The organism is Corynebacterium sp. ZY180755 (assembly GCF_054331495.1).
On the sequence record NZ_CM135811.1, the window covers coordinates 503,344 to 526,859 of the forward strand.

The 23,516-nt window shown below is 54.8% G+C and carries 16 protein-coding genes; 12 read left to right on the top strand and 4 right to left on the bottom strand.

All coding sequences use genetic code 11. The annotated features are described in order from the left end of the window. Positions 1 to 316 precede the first annotated feature (316 nt). The 5 genes from ACXM2N_RS02360 to ACXM2N_RS02380 all read left to right on the top strand — a co-directional run bounded on the left by ACXM2N_RS02360 (position 317) and on the right by ACXM2N_RS02380 (position 6,320). Positions 317 to 1,543, top strand: coding sequence for an MFS transporter (locus ACXM2N_RS02360; RefSeq protein ID WP_458489647.1), 1,227 nt, complete (start codon positions 317 to 319; stop codon positions 1,541 to 1,543). Positions 1,544 to 1,656: 113 nt separating this feature from the next. Then, positions 1,657 to 2,562 (top strand): exodeoxyribonuclease III, encoded by a 906-nt coding sequence (locus ACXM2N_RS02365; RefSeq protein ID WP_458489649.1) that lies wholly within the window; start codon positions 1,657 to 1,659, stop codon positions 2,560 to 2,562. Positions 2,563 to 2,736: 174 nt separating this feature from the next. Beyond that, positions 2,737 to 3,768, top strand: a complete 1,032-nt coding sequence (gene trpS / locus ACXM2N_RS02370) for a tryptophan--tRNA ligase (protein WP_458489651.1) — start codon at positions 2,737 to 2,739, stop codon at positions 3,766 to 3,768. Between the two features lie 220 nt (positions 3,769 to 3,988). Further along, the gene (yhjD, locus tag ACXM2N_RS02375) at positions 3,989 to 5,080 is read left to right on the top strand and encodes an inner membrane protein YhjD (protein ID WP_458489653.1); all 1,092 of its coding nucleotides are present in this window, start codon (positions 3,989 to 3,991) and stop codon (positions 5,078 to 5,080) included. A gap of 313 nt (positions 5,081 to 5,393) precedes the next feature. Then, complete coding sequence (locus tag ACXM2N_RS02380; protein WP_458489655.1) at positions 5,394 to 6,320, top strand: hypothetical protein; 927 nt, start codon at positions 5,394 to 5,396, stop codon at positions 6,318 to 6,320. Between the two features lie 102 nt (positions 6,321 to 6,422). On the opposite strand, the gene ACXM2N_RS02385 is transcribed toward ACXM2N_RS02380, so the two are convergent. The 3 genes from ACXM2N_RS02385 to ACXM2N_RS02395 form a co-directional block, all read right to left on the bottom strand. Beyond that, positions 6,423 to 7,652: a hypothetical protein gene (locus ACXM2N_RS02385; protein WP_458489657.1), complete on the bottom strand. Its 1,230-nt coding sequence runs from the start codon at positions 7,650 to 7,652 to the stop codon at positions 6,423 to 6,425. Between the two features lie 65 nt (positions 7,653 to 7,717). Continuing rightward, positions 7,718 to 8,617, bottom strand: a complete 900-nt coding sequence (locus tag ACXM2N_RS02390; RefSeq protein WP_458489659.1) for a C40 family peptidase — start codon at positions 8,615 to 8,617, stop codon at positions 7,718 to 7,720. 33 nt (positions 8,618 to 8,650) lie between these two features. Next, a complete protein-coding gene (locus ACXM2N_RS02395; RefSeq protein WP_458489661.1) occupies positions 8,651 to 8,941 on the bottom strand; it encodes a hypothetical protein in 291 nt (96 codons plus the stop codon). Positions 8,942 to 9,059: 118 nt separating this feature from the next. Between ACXM2N_RS02395 and upp the strand changes: the two genes are divergently transcribed. After that, positions 9,060 to 9,695, top strand: a complete 636-nt coding sequence (gene upp, locus ACXM2N_RS02400; protein ID WP_458489663.1) for a uracil phosphoribosyltransferase — start codon at positions 9,060 to 9,062, stop codon at positions 9,693 to 9,695. 110 nt (positions 9,696 to 9,805) lie between these two features. On the opposite strand, the gene ACXM2N_RS02405 is transcribed toward upp, so the two are convergent. Beyond that, positions 9,806 to 11,407, bottom strand: coding sequence for a phospho-sugar mutase (locus tag ACXM2N_RS02405; protein ID WP_458489665.1), 1,602 nt, complete (start codon positions 11,405 to 11,407; stop codon positions 9,806 to 9,808). 384 nt (positions 11,408 to 11,791) lie between these two features. Between ACXM2N_RS02405 and ACXM2N_RS02410 the strand changes: the two genes are divergently transcribed. From ACXM2N_RS02410 to ACXM2N_RS02435, 6 genes are all read left to right on the top strand, one after another. Next, on the top strand, positions 11,792 to 13,018 hold the full coding sequence (locus ACXM2N_RS02410; RefSeq protein WP_458489667.1) for an amidohydrolase: 1,227 nt from the start codon (positions 11,792 to 11,794) through the stop codon (positions 13,016 to 13,018). Between the two features lie 159 nt (positions 13,019 to 13,177). After that, on the top strand, positions 13,178 to 14,596 hold the full coding sequence (locus ACXM2N_RS02415) for an NAD(P)H-quinone dehydrogenase (protein WP_458489669.1): 1,419 nt from the start codon (positions 13,178 to 13,180) through the stop codon (positions 14,594 to 14,596). 1,473 nt (positions 14,597 to 16,069) lie between these two features. After that, on the top strand, positions 16,070 to 17,737 hold the full coding sequence (locus ACXM2N_RS02420) for a SpaH/EbpB family LPXTG-anchored major pilin (protein ID WP_458489671.1): 1,668 nt from the start codon (positions 16,070 to 16,072) through the stop codon (positions 17,735 to 17,737). Positions 17,738 to 17,756: 19 nt separating this feature from the next. Then, a complete protein-coding gene (locus tag ACXM2N_RS02425; RefSeq protein ID WP_458489673.1) occupies positions 17,757 to 18,806 on the top strand; it encodes a class C sortase in 1,050 nt (349 codons plus the stop codon). Positions 18,807 to 18,820: 14 nt separating this feature from the next. Continuing rightward, a complete protein-coding gene (locus ACXM2N_RS02430; protein WP_458489675.1) occupies positions 18,821 to 19,564 on the top strand; it encodes an LPXTG cell wall anchor domain-containing protein in 744 nt (247 codons plus the stop codon). After that, the gene (locus tag ACXM2N_RS02435; RefSeq protein ID WP_458489677.1) at positions 19,561 to 23,409 is read left to right on the top strand and encodes a DUF6923 family protein; all 3,849 of its coding nucleotides are present in this window, start codon (positions 19,561 to 19,563) and stop codon (positions 23,407 to 23,409) included. The genes ACXM2N_RS02430 and ACXM2N_RS02435 overlap by 4 nt, the downstream gene beginning before the upstream one ends. The last annotated feature ends 107 nt before the right edge of the window (positions 23,410 to 23,516 follow it).

Sequence of the window (23,516 nt, forward strand, 5' to 3'; positions counted from 1 at the left end):
AATATCAACAATCCAGAATACCGTGCTCCTAGATTTCTGTCGCTTTACAGGAGTCTCAAAAGAGCTTATTTCACCCTTGAGCCGGTGTGACGTTGATTGCACCTCAGGCCTCGCGTGCGTGGAGCTCACTTTCCGACGCGCCCAAGGCCCCGGATCGGGGCAGGGAACCGGGCCCCGCGGGGCCGGATGGGGTGGCGTCGGCACGCTACGCCTTCGCGTGTGGCCTACATCATTGAGGGTGGGGAAGTGTTGCGTGGCGAACGCTGGGCCCTTTCAGCTGGCATGGAACAGTTGTTAACCACTAAGGTTGGCCGACGTGCCTAAGCAGATGAGAAAACCAATCCCACGTCAGACTGAAATTTCCGAGACCCAGCGTTACATCACCATGATTGCGCTCGCACTAGGTGGTTTCGGCATCGGTGTGACCGAGTTCGTGTCCATGGGCCTGCTGCGCCAGATCGCGGCGGACTTTTCCATTACTGAGGACACAGCTGGACACATTATTACTGCTTACGCCATGGGCGTTGTCATCGGCGCGCCCGCAATCGCGGCGCTGACCGGGCGCGTTCCCCGCAGGCGTCTGCTCATCGTTTTGATGATCGCCTTCACCATCGGTAACGCGTTGAGCGTGGTAGCGGACAACTATGCCACCCTGCTGGCCGCGCGTTTCATTGCCGGCATTCCGCACGGTGCGTACTTCTCCGTGTCCGGTCTGGCGGTGGCCTCCATGGCTCCGGCCGGGCAGCGTGGCAAAGCGCTGGCGTTTGTGTCTATGGGCCTGCCACTGGCTACCGTGGTGGGTGTGCCTGTGGCACAGGCCTTGGGCAATGCGCTCGGTTGGCATGCCGCGTACGTCCTCGTAGCAGTGGTGGGCGCGATTACCTTGGTCGCACTCTGGTTCTTGATGCCTCACATGTCCAAGATGGCCCCAACGGACCCGTTGACTGAGCTAGGTGCACTCAAGCGCGGTCAGGTGTGGTTGTCGCTGGCCATCGGTGCCGTGGGCTTTGGTGGCATGTTCGCGGTCTATACCTATATCTCTTGGACCATGACCACCAACGCCGGTGTGGATGAGAGCTTTATGTGGTTCGTCCTTATGGTTTACGGCATTGGCATGGTTATTGGTACCTGGGTAGGTGGACGCCTGTCTGACTGGAACCTTGAGTACGGCATTGCTACCGCCTTGGCGATGATCGTGATCACGCTGGTAGCCTTCTTCTTCACTTCGTCCAACGCCATTGCGGGCATCATCAACTTCGGTCTGATTGGTTTGAGCGGCTCCACCTTGGTGCCAGCACTGCAGATCCGACTCATGGACGTGGCCGGTCGCGCGCAGACCCTGGCTGCCTCCCTGAATCACTCCGCGCTCAACATTGCGAACGCTGGTGGTGCAGCTATGGGCGGCGCAGTCATCGCGGCGGGTTATGGCTACCAAGCCCCGGCGCTGGCTGGTGCCGCGATGGGTGCTGCGGCAATTGTCATCTGGGGCCTCGCGTTCGCCGCGCGCGTCAAGGAAGACCCATCCATTCGCGCAACCCGCTAGCGCTCAGCGTCACCTGCAGAAACTGGCGGGTATGAGCTGCCAGTGAGTGAAAGTGTGAGAAACGGTTATCCCCGCCGATTACCTCGGCGGGTTTTTTACTAGGGTAGTTAGTCATGCAGATTACAACGGTCAACGTCAACGGTATCCGCGCGGCATGTAAGCAGCGCAGCGAAGAAAATGTCGGATTCAATCCATGGATTGCCGAGTCCGGTTCAGACATCATCTTGCTTCAAGAAGTCCGCGCGTCTGACAAGGACACGCGCGCAGCGCTTCAGCCAGTGCTTGACGACGGTTGGCACTATGTGGGCGCCGAGGCCGCGGCCAAGGGCCGCGCCGGCGTAGGTATCCTCTCCCGCAAGGAGCTGTCCGACGTCAAGATTGGCCTGGAAGGTTTCGAGGATTCCGGTCGCTACATCGAGGGCGTCTATGACGATGAGGGAACTGAAGTCACCGTTGCATCCCTGTACCTGCCGTCCGGCAACGCCGGATCCGAAAAGCAGGACGAGAAGTACCGCTTCCTTGATGTGTTCGGCCCCTACTTGGAAGAGGCGGCGCGCCGAACGCCGGACCTCCAGATGGTTGTGGGCGGGGACTGGAACATCTGCCACCGCGAACAGGACCTGAAGAACTTCAAGACTAACCGCAACAAGTCCGGCTTCCTTCCAGACGAGCGCGCGTTCATGGATTCTGTGTTTGGTTGCTGGCCAGATGAGGAAACTCAGATCACCGGTGCTGGCAACTGGGCTGGCGCCGTGGAGTATGTGTCAGAAAACTATCGATCCGCTGCAGCTGACCCGCAGTGGTTTGATGTTGCGCGCCGTCTGCACCCAGAGGATGCTCCGTACACGTGGTGGACGTACCGCGGCCAGGCATTTGCCAATGACGCGGGGTGGCGCATTGATTACCAAGCAGCCACCAAGGCACTTCTTGATCGCGCCACCACCGCGTGGGTGGATAAGGTCTCAGGCCACGACATGCGCTGGAGTGACCACGCGCCGCTGACCGTGACCTACAACTAAAAAGACCGTTGTGAGCCAGACGCCTTCTCAAACGCTTAGGGGCGTGTGGCTCATTTTCCTTTTCCAACCTGGCCCCGCAATCACAACCTCCGCTTGCCCTCATACGGACAGGGGAGCAGCGAGCGGGGAGTTTGGTGTGCTCCAGTGAGCACATCTGGTCTACTATTTGTATTTATGACTGAACACGCACCTAAAGAAGAAAAGAAGCAAAGAGTTCTGTCGGGTATCCAGCCCACCGCAGACTCCTACCACCTTGGCAATTATTTGGGTGCTGTGAAGCAGTGGATTGATCTTCAGGATAAGTACGAGGCCTTTTACTTCATCCCCGATCTCCACGCCATTACGGTAGATCAGGATCCAAAGGAGCTGCGTGCCCGCACCATCGGTGGCGCTGCACAGTTGCTCGCTCTGGGTATTGATCCTGAGCGCTCCACCTTGTTCGTGCAGTCGCACGTTCCGGAGCATGCTGAACTGAGCTGGGTATTGACCTGTTTGACTGGCTTTGGTGAGGCAAGCCGCATGACCCAGTTCAAGGACAAGTCCGCCAAGCGTGGCGCAGACCGTACCTCCGCTGGCCTGTTTACCTACCCGATGCTCATGGCGGCGGATATTCTCCTCTACCGCCCGCACGTTGTACCCGTGGGCGAGGACCAGCGCCAGCACCTAGAACTCACCCGCACTTTGGCGGAGCGTTTTAACAACAGGTACAAGAAGACTTTTGTTGTGCCAGAAGGCTTCATCCCTGAAGGCGCTGCCAAGATTTATGACTTGCAGGAACCAACTTCCAAGATGAGCAAGTCAGGTGACAACCCGAAGGGCCTCATCAACCTCCTTGATGAGCCAAAGGTTTCCGCGAAGCGCATCAAGTCCGCAGTTACGGACAACTTGGGTGAGATCCGTTATGACAAGGAAAACCAGCCAGGCGTGTCCAATCTCCTGGTTATCCAGTCTGCGCTTACCGGAAAGGGCATCGACGATATCGTGGCGGGCTACGAAGGCCAAGGCTACGGTGCCCTCAAGACAGACACCGCGGAAGCACTCGAGGCATTCGTGACTCCACTGAAGGAAAAGTACGACATGTACATGTCAGACCGAGCTGAGCTGGAGAACGTGTTGGCTAAGGGCGCGGAGCGCGCCCGCGAGATAGCGTCGCGCACTCTTGCCGACGTCTACAAGAACGTAGGATTCCTGCCCGCGAAACGCTAGGCCAGCGCCCCAGGCGCGGCGTCGAAAAGCAAACAATTTAGCAACAACCTCATAACGCCTAGGCCCTCAGCTTCATGCTGGGGGCCTAGACCAATAACCTTGAGTAGATGCAGGAAAGCTACGCTGTGGGCAACAGCGTGCGCAATCGTTACTCTGGTTAAAACCACATGACTGCGTTCCTTAAAGGCGCGCAGCCGCTCATATAGAAGAAAGTTAGGACATGGCTACAGCTACTCGCGCCAACGAAGAGCGCACTGATGAATTTGGCATCGAACGTGCCAATGCTGATGAACCGGGCGCTATTGACAAGTATCGCGATAAGTGGCCGTGGTTTGACCACATCATGCGTATGCAGGATCGATACGCCAAGTTTGGCGGTAACCAGTACGCCGCTGGCATTACTTACTTCTCCGTGTTGTCGCTGTTCCCGCTGCTGATGCTCGTTCTTGGTATCGCCGCAATCGTGCTGGCGAACCGCCCTGAGGTGCTGTCGGATCTGCAGACAACCATTACTGACAGCGTTGACGGCTCCCTGAGCGAGACCATCAATGAAATCATGAACACCGCCATTGAGCAGCGCGCTGCTATTTTGTCCATCGGTGGTCTGACCGCACTCTGGTCCGGCCTCGGCTGGATGTTCAACCTGCGCTACGGCATGTCCAAGATGTGGCAGTACCCAGTGGTGGGGGAAAACTTTATCGTGGCCAAGCTCAAGGACCTTGTTGGTTTGATCGGCTTGCTTCTTGCGCTGATCGTGGCGTTTGGCGTTACCGCCGTCGGTTCTTCCGGTCTGACCATGTCCATCCTTGAGGCGCTGAACCTTGATGGCATCCCCGGCATCACCGTCATCGCCCGCTTGGTAGCAATCGCCGTAGGCTTGGTCGCCAACTTCCTCGTATTCTTCTGGATCCAGAAGTACCTCCCACGTGGCGAAGTTCCAGTAAAGGCAGCCCTGAAGGCATCACTGATCGGCGCTGTGGCATTTGAGATCTTCAAGCAGCTGGGTTCTGTGTTCTTCTCCAACGCACTCAACAACCCAGCAGGTGCAACCTTCGGTCCGATCATCGGTATCATGGTGCTCTTCTACTTCGTATGGCGCATCGTCCTGTACTGCGCGGCATGGGCAGCAACCACTCAGGAAGCTCTGATGGTGGCCAAGACGCCTACGCCACCACCGGCGATCATCCGCGTTCGTGCACCAGAGAAGCCAGTCCGCGATGATCGCACCTCCTCAGGCCTAGGCAAGGGCGCAGCAGTAGGTGTTGCATCCGCTGCAGTGCTGTCTATCTTGGGAATGTTCCGCGGTAAGTAACTAACCGCCCTCACCACGACCCCGTGTGTGAAGCCACTAATGAGCTTTCACGCACAGGGTCTTTTTCAGCAGTCCATAGTGCCGCATTATGGATTGGGGTCTAGCAGCGTGGCGAAGGCAGGACCCCTTCGCATCAACGTCAAAACCATAGTCCCGTGGATGTTTTCGAGTGAGAAGGCGCATGGGCGTATCAATGGCGGAGACTCTAAACCCCACCGCAACTCCCAGGCCTCCAGAGCTTGTACAGATTCAAGAGGGAAGTGGGGATGACTAGGGCGTCGGATTAGGAGGCAGGCAGTGGTTTAGGACTACTGTGACTGATATGTTCTACACCCCAGATTTTGACCCCCAGTACAAGAACCTCAGCCCCGAGATCATTCATGCGATCCCTAAGGTGATCCTCAATTACGACGGCAACGTTGAGGACCTTGAGACTGAACAGGTCGCTTACGCTGAGTGGATTGTTGATACTGCTGACCTTGAAGGGGCCCTGAAGAAAGCTGAACAGGCACCCTTTACCCTTACGCTGCTCGTGCGGTGCACTACTGCGGAGGACGTAGACAGCATAGTTAAGCTCAAGCACCCGAGCGTGGTGGGAATCGTTGCAACGGACAAGAACGTGGCGGAGCGGGCGCACCAGGCGTGGCTGCCGTATGTGGCTGAGGGAGATGCAGCGTTCGAAGCACTAACTCCACGCGTCACCCACGCGGTGCAGCTTTTCGATGACTTCCAGATCGCCCAATCCGGAGAAATCCTGCCAGGCCCCATCAGTGCGTGGATCCGTGATCGGGGTGTGCCCGTTGTCTGTGATCCGCGCGCGGAGCTTGCTGCCGGCGCCATTGAATCCATGATTGATCACCCGCTGCCGCTTCTGCGGTCCTTGGGGTTCAAGGCGACCCTCGCCGGTATGACCACGGATGTGCTGCTTGAAGTGGTGGAGACGCTGGAGCTTAGCATCGAGGACCTCTACCAGCTGACCATGGATGCCATGGGTGCGGCCTTCATTCCTGAGCCACTGCGCCAGAAACTCATTGATGAGCAAATCTACCCAGTGTTTGAGAGCTGGTCTGGCGTTCCGGATGCAACACCTGAGCATTCTTCGGACACCAGTCACACCGAGGACAATGATTTGCTCTCTCACGCAGAGCTCGAGGGCATTGATCCCGCGTTTCTAGCGGATCTGGGCATTGACCCTGCGGAACTGTTCGCCGCCCGAGACCGTCGCGATGAAGAAAGCTAACGGTTTCTGGGCATGAAAAGAACCCCGGCGCCGCCACAGTGAGAAACACACTGCGGCGGCGCCGGGGTTTTCACGGCTGATGCGGTAATTCTTGAAAAGCGCCTAGAACTTGCTGAAACGATTGGTGAGCATCTTCTCCATTTCGGACCATGCGGCTGCGTGCTCATCAAAAGGTGGGCTTGGTACGTAGCCTGCGGTCTTGGTGGAACCGAGCATGTAGGAGATGTAGTCCTGGATGCGTGGGTTGGTGAGGAAGAAGGAGTTGAGGGAATCGTCTGCTGCCCAGTCGGAGGCGTCAGCAAGGAGTTCGTAGGCGCGAGCCATCTGATCAGTGTCTACGTGTTCAGTGCCCTTCCTGATGCCTTCGGTGAGGCCGTTGAAGGAGTAGACGTTGTCTTTGTGGACGTCAATCTCCAAGGTGCCGGCGTTGGCGGCGGTGACGATCTCCTCCCATGTGGATACGCGGGCGAGGTCGTGGTCATCGTGTTCCACGATCCAGCGGGCTAGGGCCTTAGATGAATTGAAGGTGAAGATCTCTCCGTACTTGCCCAGGAATACTGGCTGTCCCTTGAGGTAGGTGCGCAGGGTGTAGACGGTGCGGCCGTCGATGGATACCTTGATGGGGTCAATACCAGCTGCGGCCCAGATGGAGTTGTCATAAGGATCAGCGGCAGCTGCTTCTTCTTCCTTGCGAGCTTTTTCGGCCTCTGCCGCTGCGATCGCTGCTGCGGTGGCGGAGGAAATGCGCTGTGCCTGATCAGAGACGTCAGCATCAACGTTCTTGACGGTGACAGCCTTGTCCAGTGAGTCAATGACCTTGTCCCAGTTGCCCAAGATAACGTGGCCGATTGCCGTCCAGTCAGCCATGCCTTGGGAGCCGGAGAAGTGCTGGACGCCACGGTCAGCGTTGTTGAGCAGGGAATGGGAGGAGAAGAACACGAGGACGTCAGTGTCACCAACAACTTCACCCAAGGAACGGGCCATGTGGAAGTTGCGGGATACTGCAGAAACGGCGGCATGTGATGGCTGCTCAGCAAGCAGAGCAGGAGTGCCAATGAGGTCAAACTCTTGGCGCTCATCAGGTACAACGCGGGTTTCGTCAGAGCTGGAGAACTGGGCCCACTTTGGGTGGGTGATCAGGTCGTGCTTTTCAGTAGTGGTTTCGATGTAGTGAAGCAGAGCCTCAGGGGATTCGAAAACATAAAGGTCATCACCGTAGCCCAGAAAGGCCTGCCACTCCGCGCCATGCTCGCGCCACTTTGGCGCCCAGAGTGTGTAGTAGTCACCGTGGGTGAGGGATAGTTTTACGGGGAGGATTCCTTTATCAGCCATGGTTCAAAATAATAGCGGTTGTGGCCGGTAAAACTCTATTTCACGCACCTGCGGTGTAGGGCTTTTTAGGCTGGGCGGTAGTAGCCCAAGAAGGCCATGCCCATGTTGTTATCGCGCAGCGGGCTCATGCTCACCGGATTGCCAGCCTCAATCATCATTCCGTCACCGGCATACATGGCCACGTGGCCGTTCCACACCACCAAGTCACCCTCAATGAGCTGGTCGCGACTAACCTGTGTCCCTACCGTCTGCTGCTCAGCTAATCGCGGGAGCTCTACGCCAGCTTCCCGCCACGCGTATTGAGTAAGCCCGCTGCAATCAAACCCTGCGGGCGTGGTTCCTCCCCACATGTACGGCACACCAAGCATCTGCTTTGCGACGCTCACCGCGTGCTGGCCCCGACTCAGCTCAGCACCGTCAGGGGTGCTGGAAAGTGAGGCTGCAACGAATGCTGGCTCCGAGGCGCTGGGATCCTCCCCGCCACCCTCAGCAGCGAGCGCGGGAGCCACGGCGCCCGCGCGCTCGGGCGCGCGCGTTGCGATCTCAAACAGCGTGCTGGTGGCGGGTTCAAGGTTTTTCTCCGCCTCCTCGAGGCGGATCATCGCTTGCTCCATCGATGCCTCCGAAATGGCAATGAGCTGGGCGCGAGCAGCGCCCGAAACAGCGGGATCGAAGTGGAGCAACCCCGGTGCTACCTTCAGCGCCGCGGTGCACATGGCCTGGGCGATGCCCATGAGGGCATCGCGGGTAGCGTTGATCTCCGCAATGGCTGCGGGGAGCACGGCGTTGGCGGCGTCGACGTCGGAAAGCAGCCGCTGTTCAATACCTTTAATGGGGAAGTCGGCGGAGAACTCCTGGGCTAAGCCATCGAGAGCTGAAAGCTGGGGAAAACCAGGAAGCTGAGCATCGAGCTGCGGAGGAAGCAGCATCGTAAGCGTCTTGATACTGGAGATGATGTCGATCATGTGATGGCCTTTGCTGTGAGCGGGAGGAAGAAATTACAGGTTGGAGAAGTTCGCTGCGGAGTCAGCATCAGTGGACTCGATGGCGTGGAGAGAGAATGTGAGTGAATCCGCCAGTTCCAGACCATCCTGAGTAAGCGACTGCGCGCGCTCCCCGAGCGCAGTTGACGCAGTATTGAACGCCTCCAAGAAAGCACCAAAGCCAGGCAGATCTTCCCCATCAATGGTTTTAAGCTCCGGGCCTAGCTCCAACTCCGAATACAACTGGCCCAAAAGAGCGCGTGTGCGATCAACGTTGATACTGAGGTTCGATGAAATAGGGTTCATACCTTAGTTAGACGGCGCTTCACACCATTCGGTTCCCATCACATAAATTTGCCTAGAAATCGCTGGTGGAGGAGGGTTTAATGACAAGTGGTTGCGCGGGTAGGTAGGATTAGGGCTCATGGATATCAGAATCGTTGACCACCCACTAGCAGCTGCACGCCTGACCATCATGCGTGATAAGCGCACTGATAACGCAGGGTTCCGCGCCGCCCTCGCAGACTTGGGCACCATGCTTATTTATGAAGCATCCCGTGATCTGGAATGCGAGAAGTTTCCTCTGAGCACCCCAGTATGTGACACGGAAGGAATCCGCCTGCTGGATCCACCGATCATCGTGCCGGTTATTCGCGCCGGGCTGGGAATGGTTGATCCAGCGCTGTCAATGATCCCTGATGCCCAGGTCGGTTTCATTGGTCTGGCTCGCAACGAGGAAACTCATGAGCCCGTTCCATACCTAGAGGCGCTTCCGCAGGATCTGACCGGACGCACCGTCTTCGTTGTAGACCCAATGCTGGCTACGGGTGGTTCTTTGCTGCACGCTATCCGCCTGTTGGCTGACCGCGGTGCTACCGATATCACTGCCGTGTGCATGGTGTCAGCGCAGACTGGTGTGGACGCTCTGGCTAACTCCGGCTTGCCTGTCAAGCTGGTGACGGCAACTATTGACCCTGAGCTCAACGATGATGCCTACATTGTTCCTGGCCTAGGCGACGCAGGTGACCGCCTGTACGGCCCACGCAACATTGACTTTTAAGAGTTGATACATACAACCGCCCTTAGCCTCCATGGCAAAGGGCGGTTGTTGCTTAAGGTGCTCATGCTTGCTACAGCGGTTTCGTACCCATATGGGGCCACGTCGTGCCGTTAGAGCTGTTTGATCAATGCCTCAACTTGGGTGCACACGCGCATGAGTAGCTGGCGTGCGCGCTCCTTGGAATCGTGGTTGTTTACTTCCACATAGAACTTGGCCTTCTTCTCAGTGCCAGAAGGGCGAGCAATAACGCGCACCTCACCATCGGCGTGTGAAGCCCTGATCACGATGCCTTTCAGCGCCGAGTATCCCGCGGCGTCCGCAAGGGTACTGATGTCAAGCTTCGCGTTATCCATTTCCTCCGGCAGGGCATGAGCCCAGGCGGTGATGAGCTCGTTGGGATCTACCGTACGGACAGAAATCTGCTTACCCACAAAGTACCCGTAAGCGCGGTGCAGGGCGTCTAGCTCATCCGCCAAGGTCAAACCGCGGCCTTTAAGCTCGGCAGCCCAAGCGCAGGCTACAAGAGCTGTGGCTATACCGTCTTTGTCATCCACCAAGTGTGGGGCTGGGGCAATGCCAACAGCTTCCTCAGTGGCAAAAGCTACGGTGCGATCACCAGCGGCGGACATGAGGTTTTTAAATCCAGTGAATGTATGGCGCAGATCCCAGCCGCGATCCTTGGCGATAGTGGGCAGGAGTTGGGTGGACACGTATGTGGTAGACACAATGGGGCGTTCACCCTCGCCCGTGAATTTCGGAACCAGGCGGGTTGCCAGTAGTGCACCCGTCTCGTCTCCGCGGAGCATGAACAGCTCTCCGCTGCTAGAACGTACGCCGACCGCGCAGCGGTCAGCATCGGGATCCAGAGCAATGACAATATCGGCATCCACTTCGTTACCCAAAGAAAGCACTCTTGCCACCGCGGCTGGTTCCTCAGGGTTGGGGTAATCGACCGTGGGGAACGTTGGATCAGGATAGTGCTGTTCGGTGACGGGGAAGATGTGGGCGAAGCCTGCAGCCTGCAGAGTCTGCATGATGGCCCGGCCACCCACCCCGTGCATGGCGGTGAGTGCGATGCGGATGTTCGCGCGCTCATTATTCACTCGTAACAAGTCCGCCTGATGAGGCGCCACCAGAGAGATCACATCATCAACGTAGCGCCGCAACTGGTCAGGTGCTGGACGGACGAACACGCGTGGAATGTCTGTGGTTGGGCAACAATCGTCTATGAGGCGTTCAATTTCCAGCGCGCCTTCATCGCCTAGCAGTCGCCCGTCCGAGGCGTACACCTTGTACCCATTGTCTGCTGCCGGATTATGCGACGCAGTAATCTGCACCCCGCCGTCTAGATCCCATTGCCGAACCAGCCACGGAACCATTGGCGTAGGGGTGGGCGAAGGCATCAAGAACACTTCAAAGCCAGCTCCGGCGAACACCTCCGCCGCGGTGGTTGCGAAAGCGTAGGACCCATAGCGGTTATCAAAGCCCACTACCACTCGTAGGGCCGGGTCATCAGCGTGGAAACCTGAGCCGATACCAGGGCCAGCATCCTGAGGTAAACCAGGGGAGTGCACGGTAGGGGACTGGGCCGCCTGGTCGGCTAACCACCGTGCTACACCAGCAGTAATCCGTGTCACGGTGGTCACATTCATCTGGTGATCGGCAGGCCCCACAGGAGCACGCATACCAGCAGTGCCAAAACGCAAATTCACAGTAGCCTACCTTTCTTGCGCGCGATCACAGGCTCGAGGTTATGGGAAACGAACCAACAGAGGGAATAAGCATATATCGCGGGCAATTCTCCTGTGTCTGTTTTCACTTAAGCGTAGTAGACCACACCGAGATGGGGAACCGACTTGGCGCATTGTGAACGCTAGAGACCCATTTATTCCCCAAAGGCGAATGAGAATGCCGGTTAATGGTGGTTTTTCGTCCAGCGTTACTAGGATGAGATGTGGACTACGCGCAGAATAAATTGTCTTGACACGCTCACGCCAACATGAAAAGTTCGCTGTGAACGCTGCGTAGTGTCAAGAGGAACACCATCGTGCATAGCACGCCAGTGGTGACTAAGTAGAGAAGGTTGTGAAAAGGCAGTGCCTCATTCGGTTCTGGATCATGTACGGAAATGGGTTGCGGACCACAACGATGAAATCATCGGGTGGCGTCGGCACATTCACGAGAACCCAGAGCTTTCCCACATGGAGTTTGAGACCACCAAGTTCGTGGCCCAAACCCTGCGCTCCTACGGTCTCGAGCCCACACTATTCCCCAGCACAGGCTTGATGGTGGACATTGGCCCGGATACTCCAGAGCGCATTGCCTTCCGTGCGGATATGGATGCTCTGCCCATTACCGAGCACTCCGGTGAGCCGTTTTCCTCGAAGAACGCGGGGGTCATGCACGCCTGTGGCCATGATGTGCACACCACCATCGCGTTGGGGCTTGCCTGTGCGCTCGCTTCCGCAGACCTTAGCCATGGTGTCCGAGTCATCTTCCAACCCGCTGAGGAAATCATGGACGGAGGAGCGCCGGAGGTTATTGCGGCCGGCGCCTTGGAGGGCGTGAGCTCCATTTTTGCGGTACATGCTGAACCGAAAATGAAGGTGGGCCAAATCGGTGTGCGCACGGGTGCCATCACCTCTGCTGGCGACGTGATAGAGGTTCGCGTCACGGGCAAAGGCGGGCACAGTGCCCGCCCACATCTCACCCAGGATGTGGTCTACGCGCTGTCCAAGATCGTGACTGACATGCCAGCGCTGCTGTCCCGCCGTGTTGCTCCTATGAGTGCCACCGTCATGGTCTTTGGTTCTATCAACGCAGGTTACGCCGCCAATGCTATCCCGGAGGAGGGCAGCGTCCACGGCACCATCCGCACCGGTGACATCACCGTATGGCGCAACATTCAGCCGTTGATGGAGGAACTGATCGCCCAAATCCTGGCGCCTACCGGTTGCCAGCACCACATCACCTACACCCGCGGTGTCCCACCGGTGATCAATGATGATGTGGCCACGGCCATGCTTGCCGACGCAGCCAGGACCCTAGGCCCCAACGCGGTCATCCAAGCCCCACAATCCTCAGGCGGCGAGGATTTCTCATGGTATTTGGAACACGTTCCGGGCTCCATGGCACGCTTGGGCTGCTGGGACGGCAAGGGTGAGGCAGGCGACCTGCACAAGGCTGACATGCGTGCGGACGAGCGTTGCTTGGCTGTAGGGATCAACCTCTTTGGTGCTATTGCTGCCCGCTATCAAGAGGAATTCACTCCTGCGGATCAGCGACAGACGCCTCAGGATCCGGTTTTTCTCAAGGGGCATTAACCTCCTCGATCAACCTGAGGATTCCAACGTAACCTAGTAAACACAGCGTGACCGTGTGTTACTTTGCTACCAGAAGTGGGCGAAATGCCTGCGTTTAGCCTAGACTTGTTGCTGGATTTTTGAAAAGACTGAAGAAGTAATAGCTTCCATTGGAGGAATATGCCAACCCGCAGCACACGAATTGTCATTATCGGTGGCGGCCCAGCAGGTTACGAAGCCGCACTTGCCGCAGATAAGCACGATGCAGAGATCATCCTGATCGAGGACAAAGGCCTAGGCGGTTCTGCGGTTGTTGATGACTGTGTTCCTTCCAAATCTTTCATCGCGGGTGCGAACATCAAGACTGACCTTCGCCGCGCTGATGACATGGGCCTGAACAAGGGTATTGGTGAAGCCTTCCTCGAGATCACCGCGCTTAACGCTCGTGTTCGTGAGCTAGCCGCCGGCCAGAGCAGTGATATTCGTAAGCAGCTAGAGCGTAAGCACATCAAGATCATTGATGGCCACGCTCGATTCGATGACTACACTCCTAAGCAGAACACCCACTACATCAAGGTCACCCACAACGACGGCAGCGAAGAGACCATCGAGTGTGATCTTGTTTTGGTTGCTACCGGCGCAACGCCTCGTGTTCTTCCAGATGCGCAGCCCGACGGCGAGCGCATCCTGACGTGGCGCCAGATCTACAACATCACCGAGCTTCCTGAGCACCTCATTGTTGTGGGTTCTGGTGTTACCGGTGCTGAGTTTGTGTCTGCTTTCGCTGAGCTGGGTGTGAAGGTAACCATGGTTGCTTCCCGCGACCGCATCCTCCCTCACGATGACGCCGATGCCGCGGACGTATTGGAGACCGTTCTTGCTGAGCGTGGCGTCTCCCTTGAGAAGCACGCCCGTGTGGACTCAGTCAAGCGCACCGACGACGGCGGCGTAGTGGTACGGACCTCAGATGGCCGCGAGATCTTCGGCTCCCACGCGCTGATGTCCATCGGTTCCATCCCTAACACCGCGGACCTGAACCTTGAAACCGTTGGCGTTGAGACTGAGGAGTCCGGTCACATCAAGGTGGACCGCGTTTCCCGCACCTCCGTGCCGGGCGTCTATTCTGCAGGTGACTGCTCTAACCTCTTCCCACTGGCTTCCGTGGCCGCTATGCAGGGCCGTATCGCGATGTACCACGCTCTGGGTGAAGGTGTGTCCCCAATCCGCCTGAAGACAGTAGCGACTGCAGTGTTCACCCGACCAGAAATTGCTTCCGTGGGTGTTACCCAGGCGCAGGTTGAGTCCGGTGAGTACTCCGCACGCTCCATCATGTTGCCTCTGATCACGAACCCACGCGCGAAGATGCGTTCCTTGCGCCACGGTTTTGTGAAGCTCTACTGCCGTAAGAACTCCGGCATCGTCATTGGTGGCGTGGTTGTGGCTCCAACTGCTTCGGAGCTGATTTACCCTATCTCCGTTGCCGTCAACAATCGCCTGACCGTGCGCGATCTGGCGGAGTCCTTCTCCGTGTACCCATCCCTGTCAGGGTCTATCACCGAGGCTGCCCGCCAGCTGGTGCAGCACGACGATCTGGGCTAAGAAACGCACGAATCCAACTCGTACATCTTCGCTAGCTCACCGTCACCCAAGCCTGAGTTCTCCGCATCTACGGATGGAATTCTGCGTTAGGGCGATGGTGGGTATGCGAAGGACTAGACGGTCAGCGTCGCTGCCACCATGTGGCGGCGTTGGTGATCGCGCAACGGCACGGGATCACCGTCTCTCTTTTGCAAATACAGATGCATAGCTAGCAACCTTGATGGCGCAAGCCCAAGGGATGCTAGCTTTATTTTTTCCCGCCATACACATTCACTCTTCCCTACGAGGAGTGCGAGCTCGTCCAATATACGATTGGCCTGCGCAGTGGTGGCTGGTGTGGCCTGCTTTTGTTCTTTAAGCCTCCACGCTGTTGGGATGCCCAAGCTAAAGGAACCCCAGAGACGCATCACACATGGCAGTTCATCTTTCAAAGATGTATTTCGGCTACGGCGCTTGCCGTTGATGCATCATCTTCGCTCATTGAAATACTACTTTTGAGAGGCTTGTTCACAAGACACAGCCAGCGATGATGTGTGCAGAAGTACTAACGATCTTCAAGCTCACGCACAGCATTACGCTTACCTTCAATACGCTGTACTGCCGATCTCGAACTGTAACCATGCTCGAACGACTCAACAACTTTCTCACGCTGGGGTTGGCTTAGTCTACTGCGTGGATGCATAAAAACCTCCGATTAGCTGGTTACCGGTTTTTCCAGCCCAAGTTACGGAGAGGTGTTCAGATACCGGTGATTAATAAGACAATCACGATCCCCATCGCCCACAAGGCTAGTCGAAGAAATTCAAAAATCGGAATAGCTAGTGATCAGGCTTGTTGGCACAACGCGTGAAAGGTCTCAAATAGTTATCAGTCCGAGGTGGAGACCCCTGCCAATCTCGGCGAAAATTCTTGTGCTCTTGTGGGACTAGAGACGGATTCAGTCGGTTCAATGTAGTCGTATTCCCGTGGGAGAAGACCTGTGTTAGGGAAAGGTTACGCAAGTACATTCAGCAAGGAAGATGGCACCCAATAGCCTAAAATATTGCGCTCAATCAAGTTTTATGGTGGAGATCTCAAACGGGGGCGGTTGAAGATATGTTTTGGGGGGAAAGGCTTGTGCGCGGGGGGGGGGGGAAGGTTATCATCAGATCAACTTCGGAGACTTTCTTTCCGATTGGAATCGAAGTTGAAGCACGATTGGTTTAGTTTCTCGATACCTCACGTGTTCATTCTCAAAAGCTCAGACAGAGAAAGATGGAGAAAACTGCGTAACCTCGCGAAAAGGTGCTACCTCTTTTGGAAATGAGGGCCAATTCGATCCTAACCGCGTTCTGTCCTAACGGCGTGATTCAGGATTTTGGATACCTCAAATGCACAGAGTGAGCACTCGGAAAGTGCGTTTGGAATCGCTCTTGCTGCGTCGACTGATCTGATGCCTCCCTATTCCTTTTGCAAAATAGGAGACTTCCTAAAATGAAAAAGTTTCAAAAGCTTGCAGCGGTAGTCGCCGCCAGTGGCGCCCTCGCTGGAACAGGCGTTGTAACGGCTACCATTGTTCCTGCCGTTGCGCAGGAGGCCCTGCCGGCTCCTCTTGTTGATCAGAACAAACTCGGTGTCATTCACCTGACCAAGTACGATGACGCTGTACCTGCCCAGGCAGCCGACGGTACTAACACCCCACCACAGGGTGCTAACCCTCTCGCGGGTATCGGTTTTACCCTCCAGAAAATCAACGGTGTTGATTTCTCAACTAACGAGGGCCTTGAAGCTGCTGCAGCTTTGAACCCATCTGAAATTTCCGCGGATCGACTTGGTGAGGCAATCTCAGGTGAAACGAATGCAGAAGGCAAGATTGACTTCGACAACCTTGAAGTCGGTGCTTACCTTCTGACAGAAACTGACTCCGTAGCAGCAGATGGCAAGGAGTACAAGGCTGCGAAGCCTTCCATCGTTTTCGTACCAACCACCAACCCTGTGGATCAGAGTTCCTGGATTGAAGAAGGGGATAAGTACGCAGTCTACGTATTCCCTAAGAACTCGGTCGATGAAAACGAAAAGACCGTAACTGATGCTGACGTCCAAGCTGGTGACTTGGTAAACTTCGAGGTCAGCGCATCGATCCCAGCAGCAAGTGGCGACAATCAGCTGGTTGATTTTGGCTTCTTCGACACACTCGACCCTGCGTTGGAACTCACCGCTGACACCGCTGGTGTTCAGGTAACTGCAGGCGATGCGGTACTGACAGAGGCTGCCGGTGACCTGGTTGTATGGATCACTGAGACTGAAACTGGCCAAGACAAGCTCACTGTAGTTGCAACTCCACAGGGTCTGGAGAAGATCGCTGCTGCCAAGGCTGCCAATTCCCAGGCAACCGCTGTGCTTTCCTTCAACGCTAAGGTAAACGGAGCAGCTGTTGTACCTAACCAAGCAACCGTATTCAAGAACACCGGCACTGGTGAAGGTACTCTGCTGCCTGACCCAGATAACCCACCAACAACCCCTCCAGAAGAGCCTGAAGGAAGCCAGGAGACCAACACCACTGTCTCCGCATGGGGCCGTGTAAACATCGCTAAGACCAACGAAAACGGCGACCGTCTGGACGGCGCCGAGTTCCAGGTTTACCGATGCACCATTACCGACGAGGAAGCTGAAGTAACCGGCGATCCTATCACCGTTGTTTCCACCACCGAAGGTGCGGATAACGTCGATGGAAATACCTATCGTGACACCAACAACGACGGCACCATCGTCATTGATGGCCTCCACGTAAACGACGTTGAGAATAATGCGGATGTTGATCCTACCAACTACTGCCTCGTGGAGACTAAGGCCCCTGAGGGATACGAACTCCGCCAGGAGCCAATCCCATTCCAGGTAACTCTGGGTGGTGTCCAGACTGCTACCGAGCGATTCGAGTACGACGAAAATGGCGTTCTAACCAGCTACTCTAGCGAGAACACCCTTGAAACCTTCGATGTAGAAGGTGTGAATCTGGTCGTAGAAGAAGAGGTAGTCAACATTGAGGCTAAGCCGAAGCTGCCTCTCACCGGTGGTGCAGGTATTGCAATCTTCGGCCTGCTCGGCTCTCTGATCATTGCCGGCGGTCTGTTCGCAGCTAAGCGTAATTCCGGTCGCGCTTAACAAAAACACGGAGTAACTAATGACTAAGCGGCACACCAATTCAGGTAAGCATGCCATCAATCGCCACCGAGGTCGCAGCGCTAGGCAAAACAGCGCTGCGACGGGTACGGACGAATCCGAGATCGTCGATATGGGCGGTTCGGGATCTTCCATAGCGGTTGCAGAAAAGGCAGCAGCTAAAAACCAGGGAGAATCTTGGTTCAAGCGATTTGGTGTGCCGCTTATATTAGTTCTTCTCGGTGTTGCAATTTTGTTGTACCCAATTGGTTCAACTCTTTGGAACAACCATGTACAGCAACAAGCAGCTCATGAGTACGCTGATCTAGTCAAGGAGCTAGATCCCACTGAAATCAAGGCGGAGTTAGCAGAAGCGCGCGAGTACAACGCCAACCGCACAGTGGGGCCAATTCTTGATCCTTGGACCAGTAGATTGGCGGACGACAATGAGCCATACAAAGCTTATCTAGAACAACTTAATCTCGTAGATGTAATGGCGCGTGTGGTAATTCCGTCAATCGAGGTTGACCTGCCGGTCTACCACGGAACTAGGCCAGACACCTTGGAACGCGGTGTGGGGCACCTCTTCGGAACCGATTTGCCTGTAGGCGGAGACAGTACTCACTCGGTTCTAACTGCGCATACTGGATTACAAAATGCGACTTTGTTTGACAACCTGACAGAGGTCAAGATAGGCGACTCGATTTACGTTGAAGTCTATGGCGAAAGGATGCGCTACCAGGTATACGACACTGAGGTAGTGCTGCCAGATGAAGCAACCGGCCTGGGTAAGCATGAGGGCAAGGACCTAATCACTTTGATTACTTGCACCCCTTACGGTGTTAACTCACACCGCCTCTTGGTGCACGCTGAACGAGTCCCAATGGATGACACAACAGTCTTGGACGAGGGGGTAGGTTTCAGTGTTCCTTGGTGGATGGTTTTGTTTGGCGCCCTTGCGTTGCTCGGTGTCATATTGATCGCTTGGTTCGTCTTGCGATCGAAAAAGAGTCAGGACGAGACAGTTGATGCGTCTGATTCATCTGAATTTGATGATTCAGTAGAAGATTAAAGTAAAGAGAAGTAATGAATACATTGCGGAAGGCATGTGGCACGCTCACATGTTTAACCGTGTTAGGTATGACAACCTGGTGCGGTTCCTCCACAGCTTTAGCTGAGCCGTTAACAAATGAGAATGCCGTAGCGTGTGAGTCATTCTCGGTGACTGTATCGATCCCGCAACCTAACCCGTATGACGAGACTCCAGCCGGGAAGCTTCCGGAACCAAGTGGGGAGGGCTTCACAGTCAAGCTGGAGCGCATACGAGATAAAGGCTCAATTGGCGCAGATACCAAGGTAGAAGAGCTGAGGAAACTAGAGAAAGATCTCGAGTTTACCCAGATTACTGACACCAATGCCTCCGCAACGTTCACGAACTTGCCGAGCGGTATCTATCTAATTCGCACCGAAGTACCAGAGTCGACAAAATATCGACCGGTCTATGTGCAGGACTCTCTGGTTCAAGTGCCCTTGGACGGTGACTGTGATGGTGTAGTTAACGCGAAGATTCGTTTCTCTAATCCTAATTCGCCTTTGACACCTTCAACGTCGCCTAAACCTCGTCCGACTCAGCCTGAAAGAGAAACCAAAGAGTCTTCAACCGTGAGCATAACTCCTGGAGAATCTCCGGGTAGCGGCTCACGATCGATAACTAAGCGTCTGGCTGAGACGGGTGCGAGTGTCATCGCAATAGTGATTTTGGGCTTAGCCTTAACGGCCATTGGCGCATTTATGTTACGTAAGAGGAATAACCCAGGTGAAAACGAATGACTATAGCTAATGCAATAAAAGTGCTTCCTAGGCTGATCCTGAGTCTATTTCTACTCGGTGCAATCATTGTTTACAGCGCTCCAACTCAGGCTGCTGAAAGAGATCTAGCATTAGCTGGATCCAACACCGTCTCCTTAGTTGATGAAGGAGATAACAATGGTAGCTACACGGTGACCGTAGCGGAGCAAGCGTCTCTGAAAAAGGTCGAGGTTGCAGGCGTTATTGGTGTTGAGCTAGCGACATCAGAGGACTCGATCAGCTTCATCAAGATCAATGGTGTTAGCAGGGGTCGTACCGGTGACGTGGATCCGGCGACCGGTGAAATTCCAATCGCGGTTACGCTTTCAGGCGGCACCTTGGCTTATGACCTGTCTTCACCACTCGATGTAAATCCTGGCGACCAGATCACCGTTCAAGCAGCTTTCTCTTCTGTACCTCAACTACAAGAGGGCACCGTATATATGGTCGGCGAGGTTGCCGATCCTGCTGAGGAAGTAGGTGAGGAAGAGGTTGCTGTAGAAACTGACAAGCCTCAAACCGAAACAGAATCTGAGGCGGAATCAGAAGCCGAATCTGAAACCGAACCTATCTCAGAAGCGGAGGAAACATTAGAAGAAGGCCGAGCCAGCCGAGCTTTCGCAGCGCGTGCTGCCGAAGATTTCGCTCGTCCATCACTTAATCTCGCTGAGCATGAGAACACGTACAACATTTGGTGTGCCAACGGTGATCCTAATATTGGCCGTGAATGGGTATCTTCCAACAATTCCAAATTCCCTGACGGCACCTACTACATGACCGCATGTGGTGAAAGAGACGGGATCTCCAAGGTCAGAGTGAGCTACGATTTTTCCTATGACGGAATCCTAACGCCCTACAATCAGCAGTTTGCTCTAGCTTGGCAGTCTCAAGCTCAAAATGGCTACGATGTCGATGGCGGCAAGGAAGTCACCATGACGATTGTTGATCCAGATGGAAATACTTTGGCCCGGACTTCAAGCACACCTGATAGACGGAACGTATACCCCATTAACGCTGTTGACCTAAACAACACCAACAATTGGGGCGGCGTGGGTATTGTCAATGGTGCTATTTCGCGTGGATTGACGATTCCCGCTGGGTCAAAGATAGTCATCGAACTTAGTATGAGGAATAATTTCAGTGATACACGACACTGGACCACAGGATACTTTCCTGAAGGACCAGGCGCCTTGCTGTACAACTTCAAGCGTACCGTTCCAAAAGTGTGTACCGATGTAAGTCCGTTGAACATCTATGGTCTCAATGGCGAAGTTCAAGCTTACGATGATCTGTCCATTCCACGCGTCGGCCGAGATTGGCCAACTGGAAAGCAGGCACCTCGTGAACTTACTGATGAGGAAAAAGCCCGAGGAACTTCGGTATACGTCACGGCCTCCACTCCTCAGGGGCAGGAACGCAACCAATCTCAGCTCTACATTCAGCCTTACCTTGCTGAAGATTTCGTACCGGTGGGAGAAAGTACAGGTTGGATCGTAAACGCTTTGGCCTACAATCCGAACGATAACTGGCTCTACGCAATTAGTCAGGGACGCGACGGTGTAGATGATCAAAGAGCTGAAGTATCTACAGCAATAAATACCGGGCAGGCGTTGTTCTACGAGGATCCGTGCTACCCAGCTGGTCATCTACTTCAGATTCATCCTGTTACCGGTGAAGTTTACGATCTCGGCAAAGTAACCAAAGCCTCGGGGTCAACCGCTAACAACACTGAGGGGTATGGCTTCCAAGGTGAATATGGAGCCCAGTGGAGTAATGACCTCTGGGGTGGAATCAATGTAGGTTTCTTCGATTCCGAGGGTAACTACTGGGTTACTAACTCATCCCTTTCTGGTACGGGCGCTTTGTACAAGGTTGACATTAACAACGTCTCAGCTTGGACTGGGCATTCTTTCAATGCACAACAGGACTCCAGTCTTAACCGTCTTTCGTCGGCTCAGAACAATGGATATGTTGCTCTCTCGGAAGACTATGCTTTGCTATCGCGATGCGATTACCCATTGGGAGGAGCGAACGGTAGTGACGATTCCTGTCCTGGTGGTGTTGTCGGAGACGAGTCTGTGGAGAAGTATGCCTGGGGCATCGTTAACACTTGGCTTTCAGACCCACCAGCCGGGGAATATGCAAGTAATAAAGTTTTCCTTGAGCGCATCAATCTCGAGACAGGTCAAGTAACAAGGTTCGACATCACCAGCCTGGAGAACTCACTAGGCCAAAGGATCCCAACAGGCCATCAGTGGTCTAAGGCTTGGACGTATGGTGACGGCACTCTTGGTTTCGGCACCGGCTCATCTGGGCAGTCTTCTGACGTAATTAACATCCGCATTACTAATCCGCATGCTAATAACGCTCGTGAGCTAGGCGCTGAATTGCAAACAGTATCGCAAACTGCTCCTCCGGCATACAATACGAACGGTACGTCCAATGGTTACTTGAAACCATTCGAGGCTGATCTAGCAGTTGAGAAGGCGTGGCTCAAAAACGAGAACGGACGAATCTACTGGCAGATTGATGCATGGAACAACGGCCCGGACGGAACCGCAGGTCTCGTTCTACGCGATGAACTTGATGCAACTAAATTTAACGACTTCAAGGTTGAATCTGTGGTCAAGCCAGATGGACTCCTTGCTGAAGTGTCTCCAGCAGTAGGTAGATTGACTTCCATTAGGGATCAAAACGTCATGGAGGCTAGGTTCGGAGAATTAGCTGCTCGGGCAAGCGGATCGAATGAACCACAAGTTACGGTTGTGATCAGTGCTGGTATTAAACCGGAAATTGAGGATCAGTGTATTTCGAACAAGATTGTCATCTCGGGCAGTGAATACGATCCAGAAATTGATAACAACACCTCTGTCGCTTCCTGTGACATCGCGATCGAGAAGACTGTTGTAGACACTAACGAAGATGGAGAGATCGATAGTATCGATGTGGAGGGTCCGCGAGAAGACGGAACCTACCTCGTTTCTTACGACGTTAAGGTTATGAATGACGGAGAGGAGCGTGCCGCTTACCGCAAGGTCATCGACACTCCTGAATTCAACGAGGCTTTCTCCGTGAAATCTCTATCGGTTACTAAGCCTGGAGCTGAAGAACCTACGGTTGTTGAACGTAGCGGTAACAACGAGTACGTCATCAACGATGAGACACGAACACTGGAGGCTGGCGCTAGTGAGACCTACCGGGTTGACGTAGTGTTCACTCCGGATACTGAGGCCCTGGCAGGGAACCCAGATGCCCTAACCTGTGAGGGCGAGGGTAATGGCCTGCTGAACCGAGCTTCCGTTAACGGAAGGAGCGATACGGATTGTGTGGATTTCCCAGGCCCTAAGAACATTACTCTCAACATATCCAAGGTTGACTTTGAAGATCGCAACCTAGAGCTTCCAGGCGCTAGTTTTGAGATCTACAAGGCCGATGACAACGATGTTGTGAAATATGACGAAGCTAGCAGGATTATTCCACAGGCGAGTGAAGATGGTTTGAGCTTCTCCGCTGAACTCGAGGCACCAGGAATCTACCACCTTATTGAGACCAAGGCGCCAGAGGGATACTCCCTGCTGCTCCACCCGATCCGTTTCAGGCTTTATTACGATGATGCCGGCCGACCTGCCATTGAGTTGGATGATACCGGTGGAACGTTGATTAGCGGCGAGCAAGTAGAAAACGATGAAACGCAGCTGTACCTGAAGGTTGCCGATATTAAGACTGGCAATCTTCCGTACACCGGTGGATCTGGTTTAGCGCCATGGGCAGTAGCTGCAATGGCTCTGATAGGCGCAGGCTTCCTATCCATGAGACGCCGAATCTAACCCAAGGTTCCGCATCTTTGCTGAAACAGTCAGGATTTGACAATTCAGCAAAGATGCAGGTGTAACAGCTTCTTTACATCTCTTCTTACATGTAAGAACTACGAGAC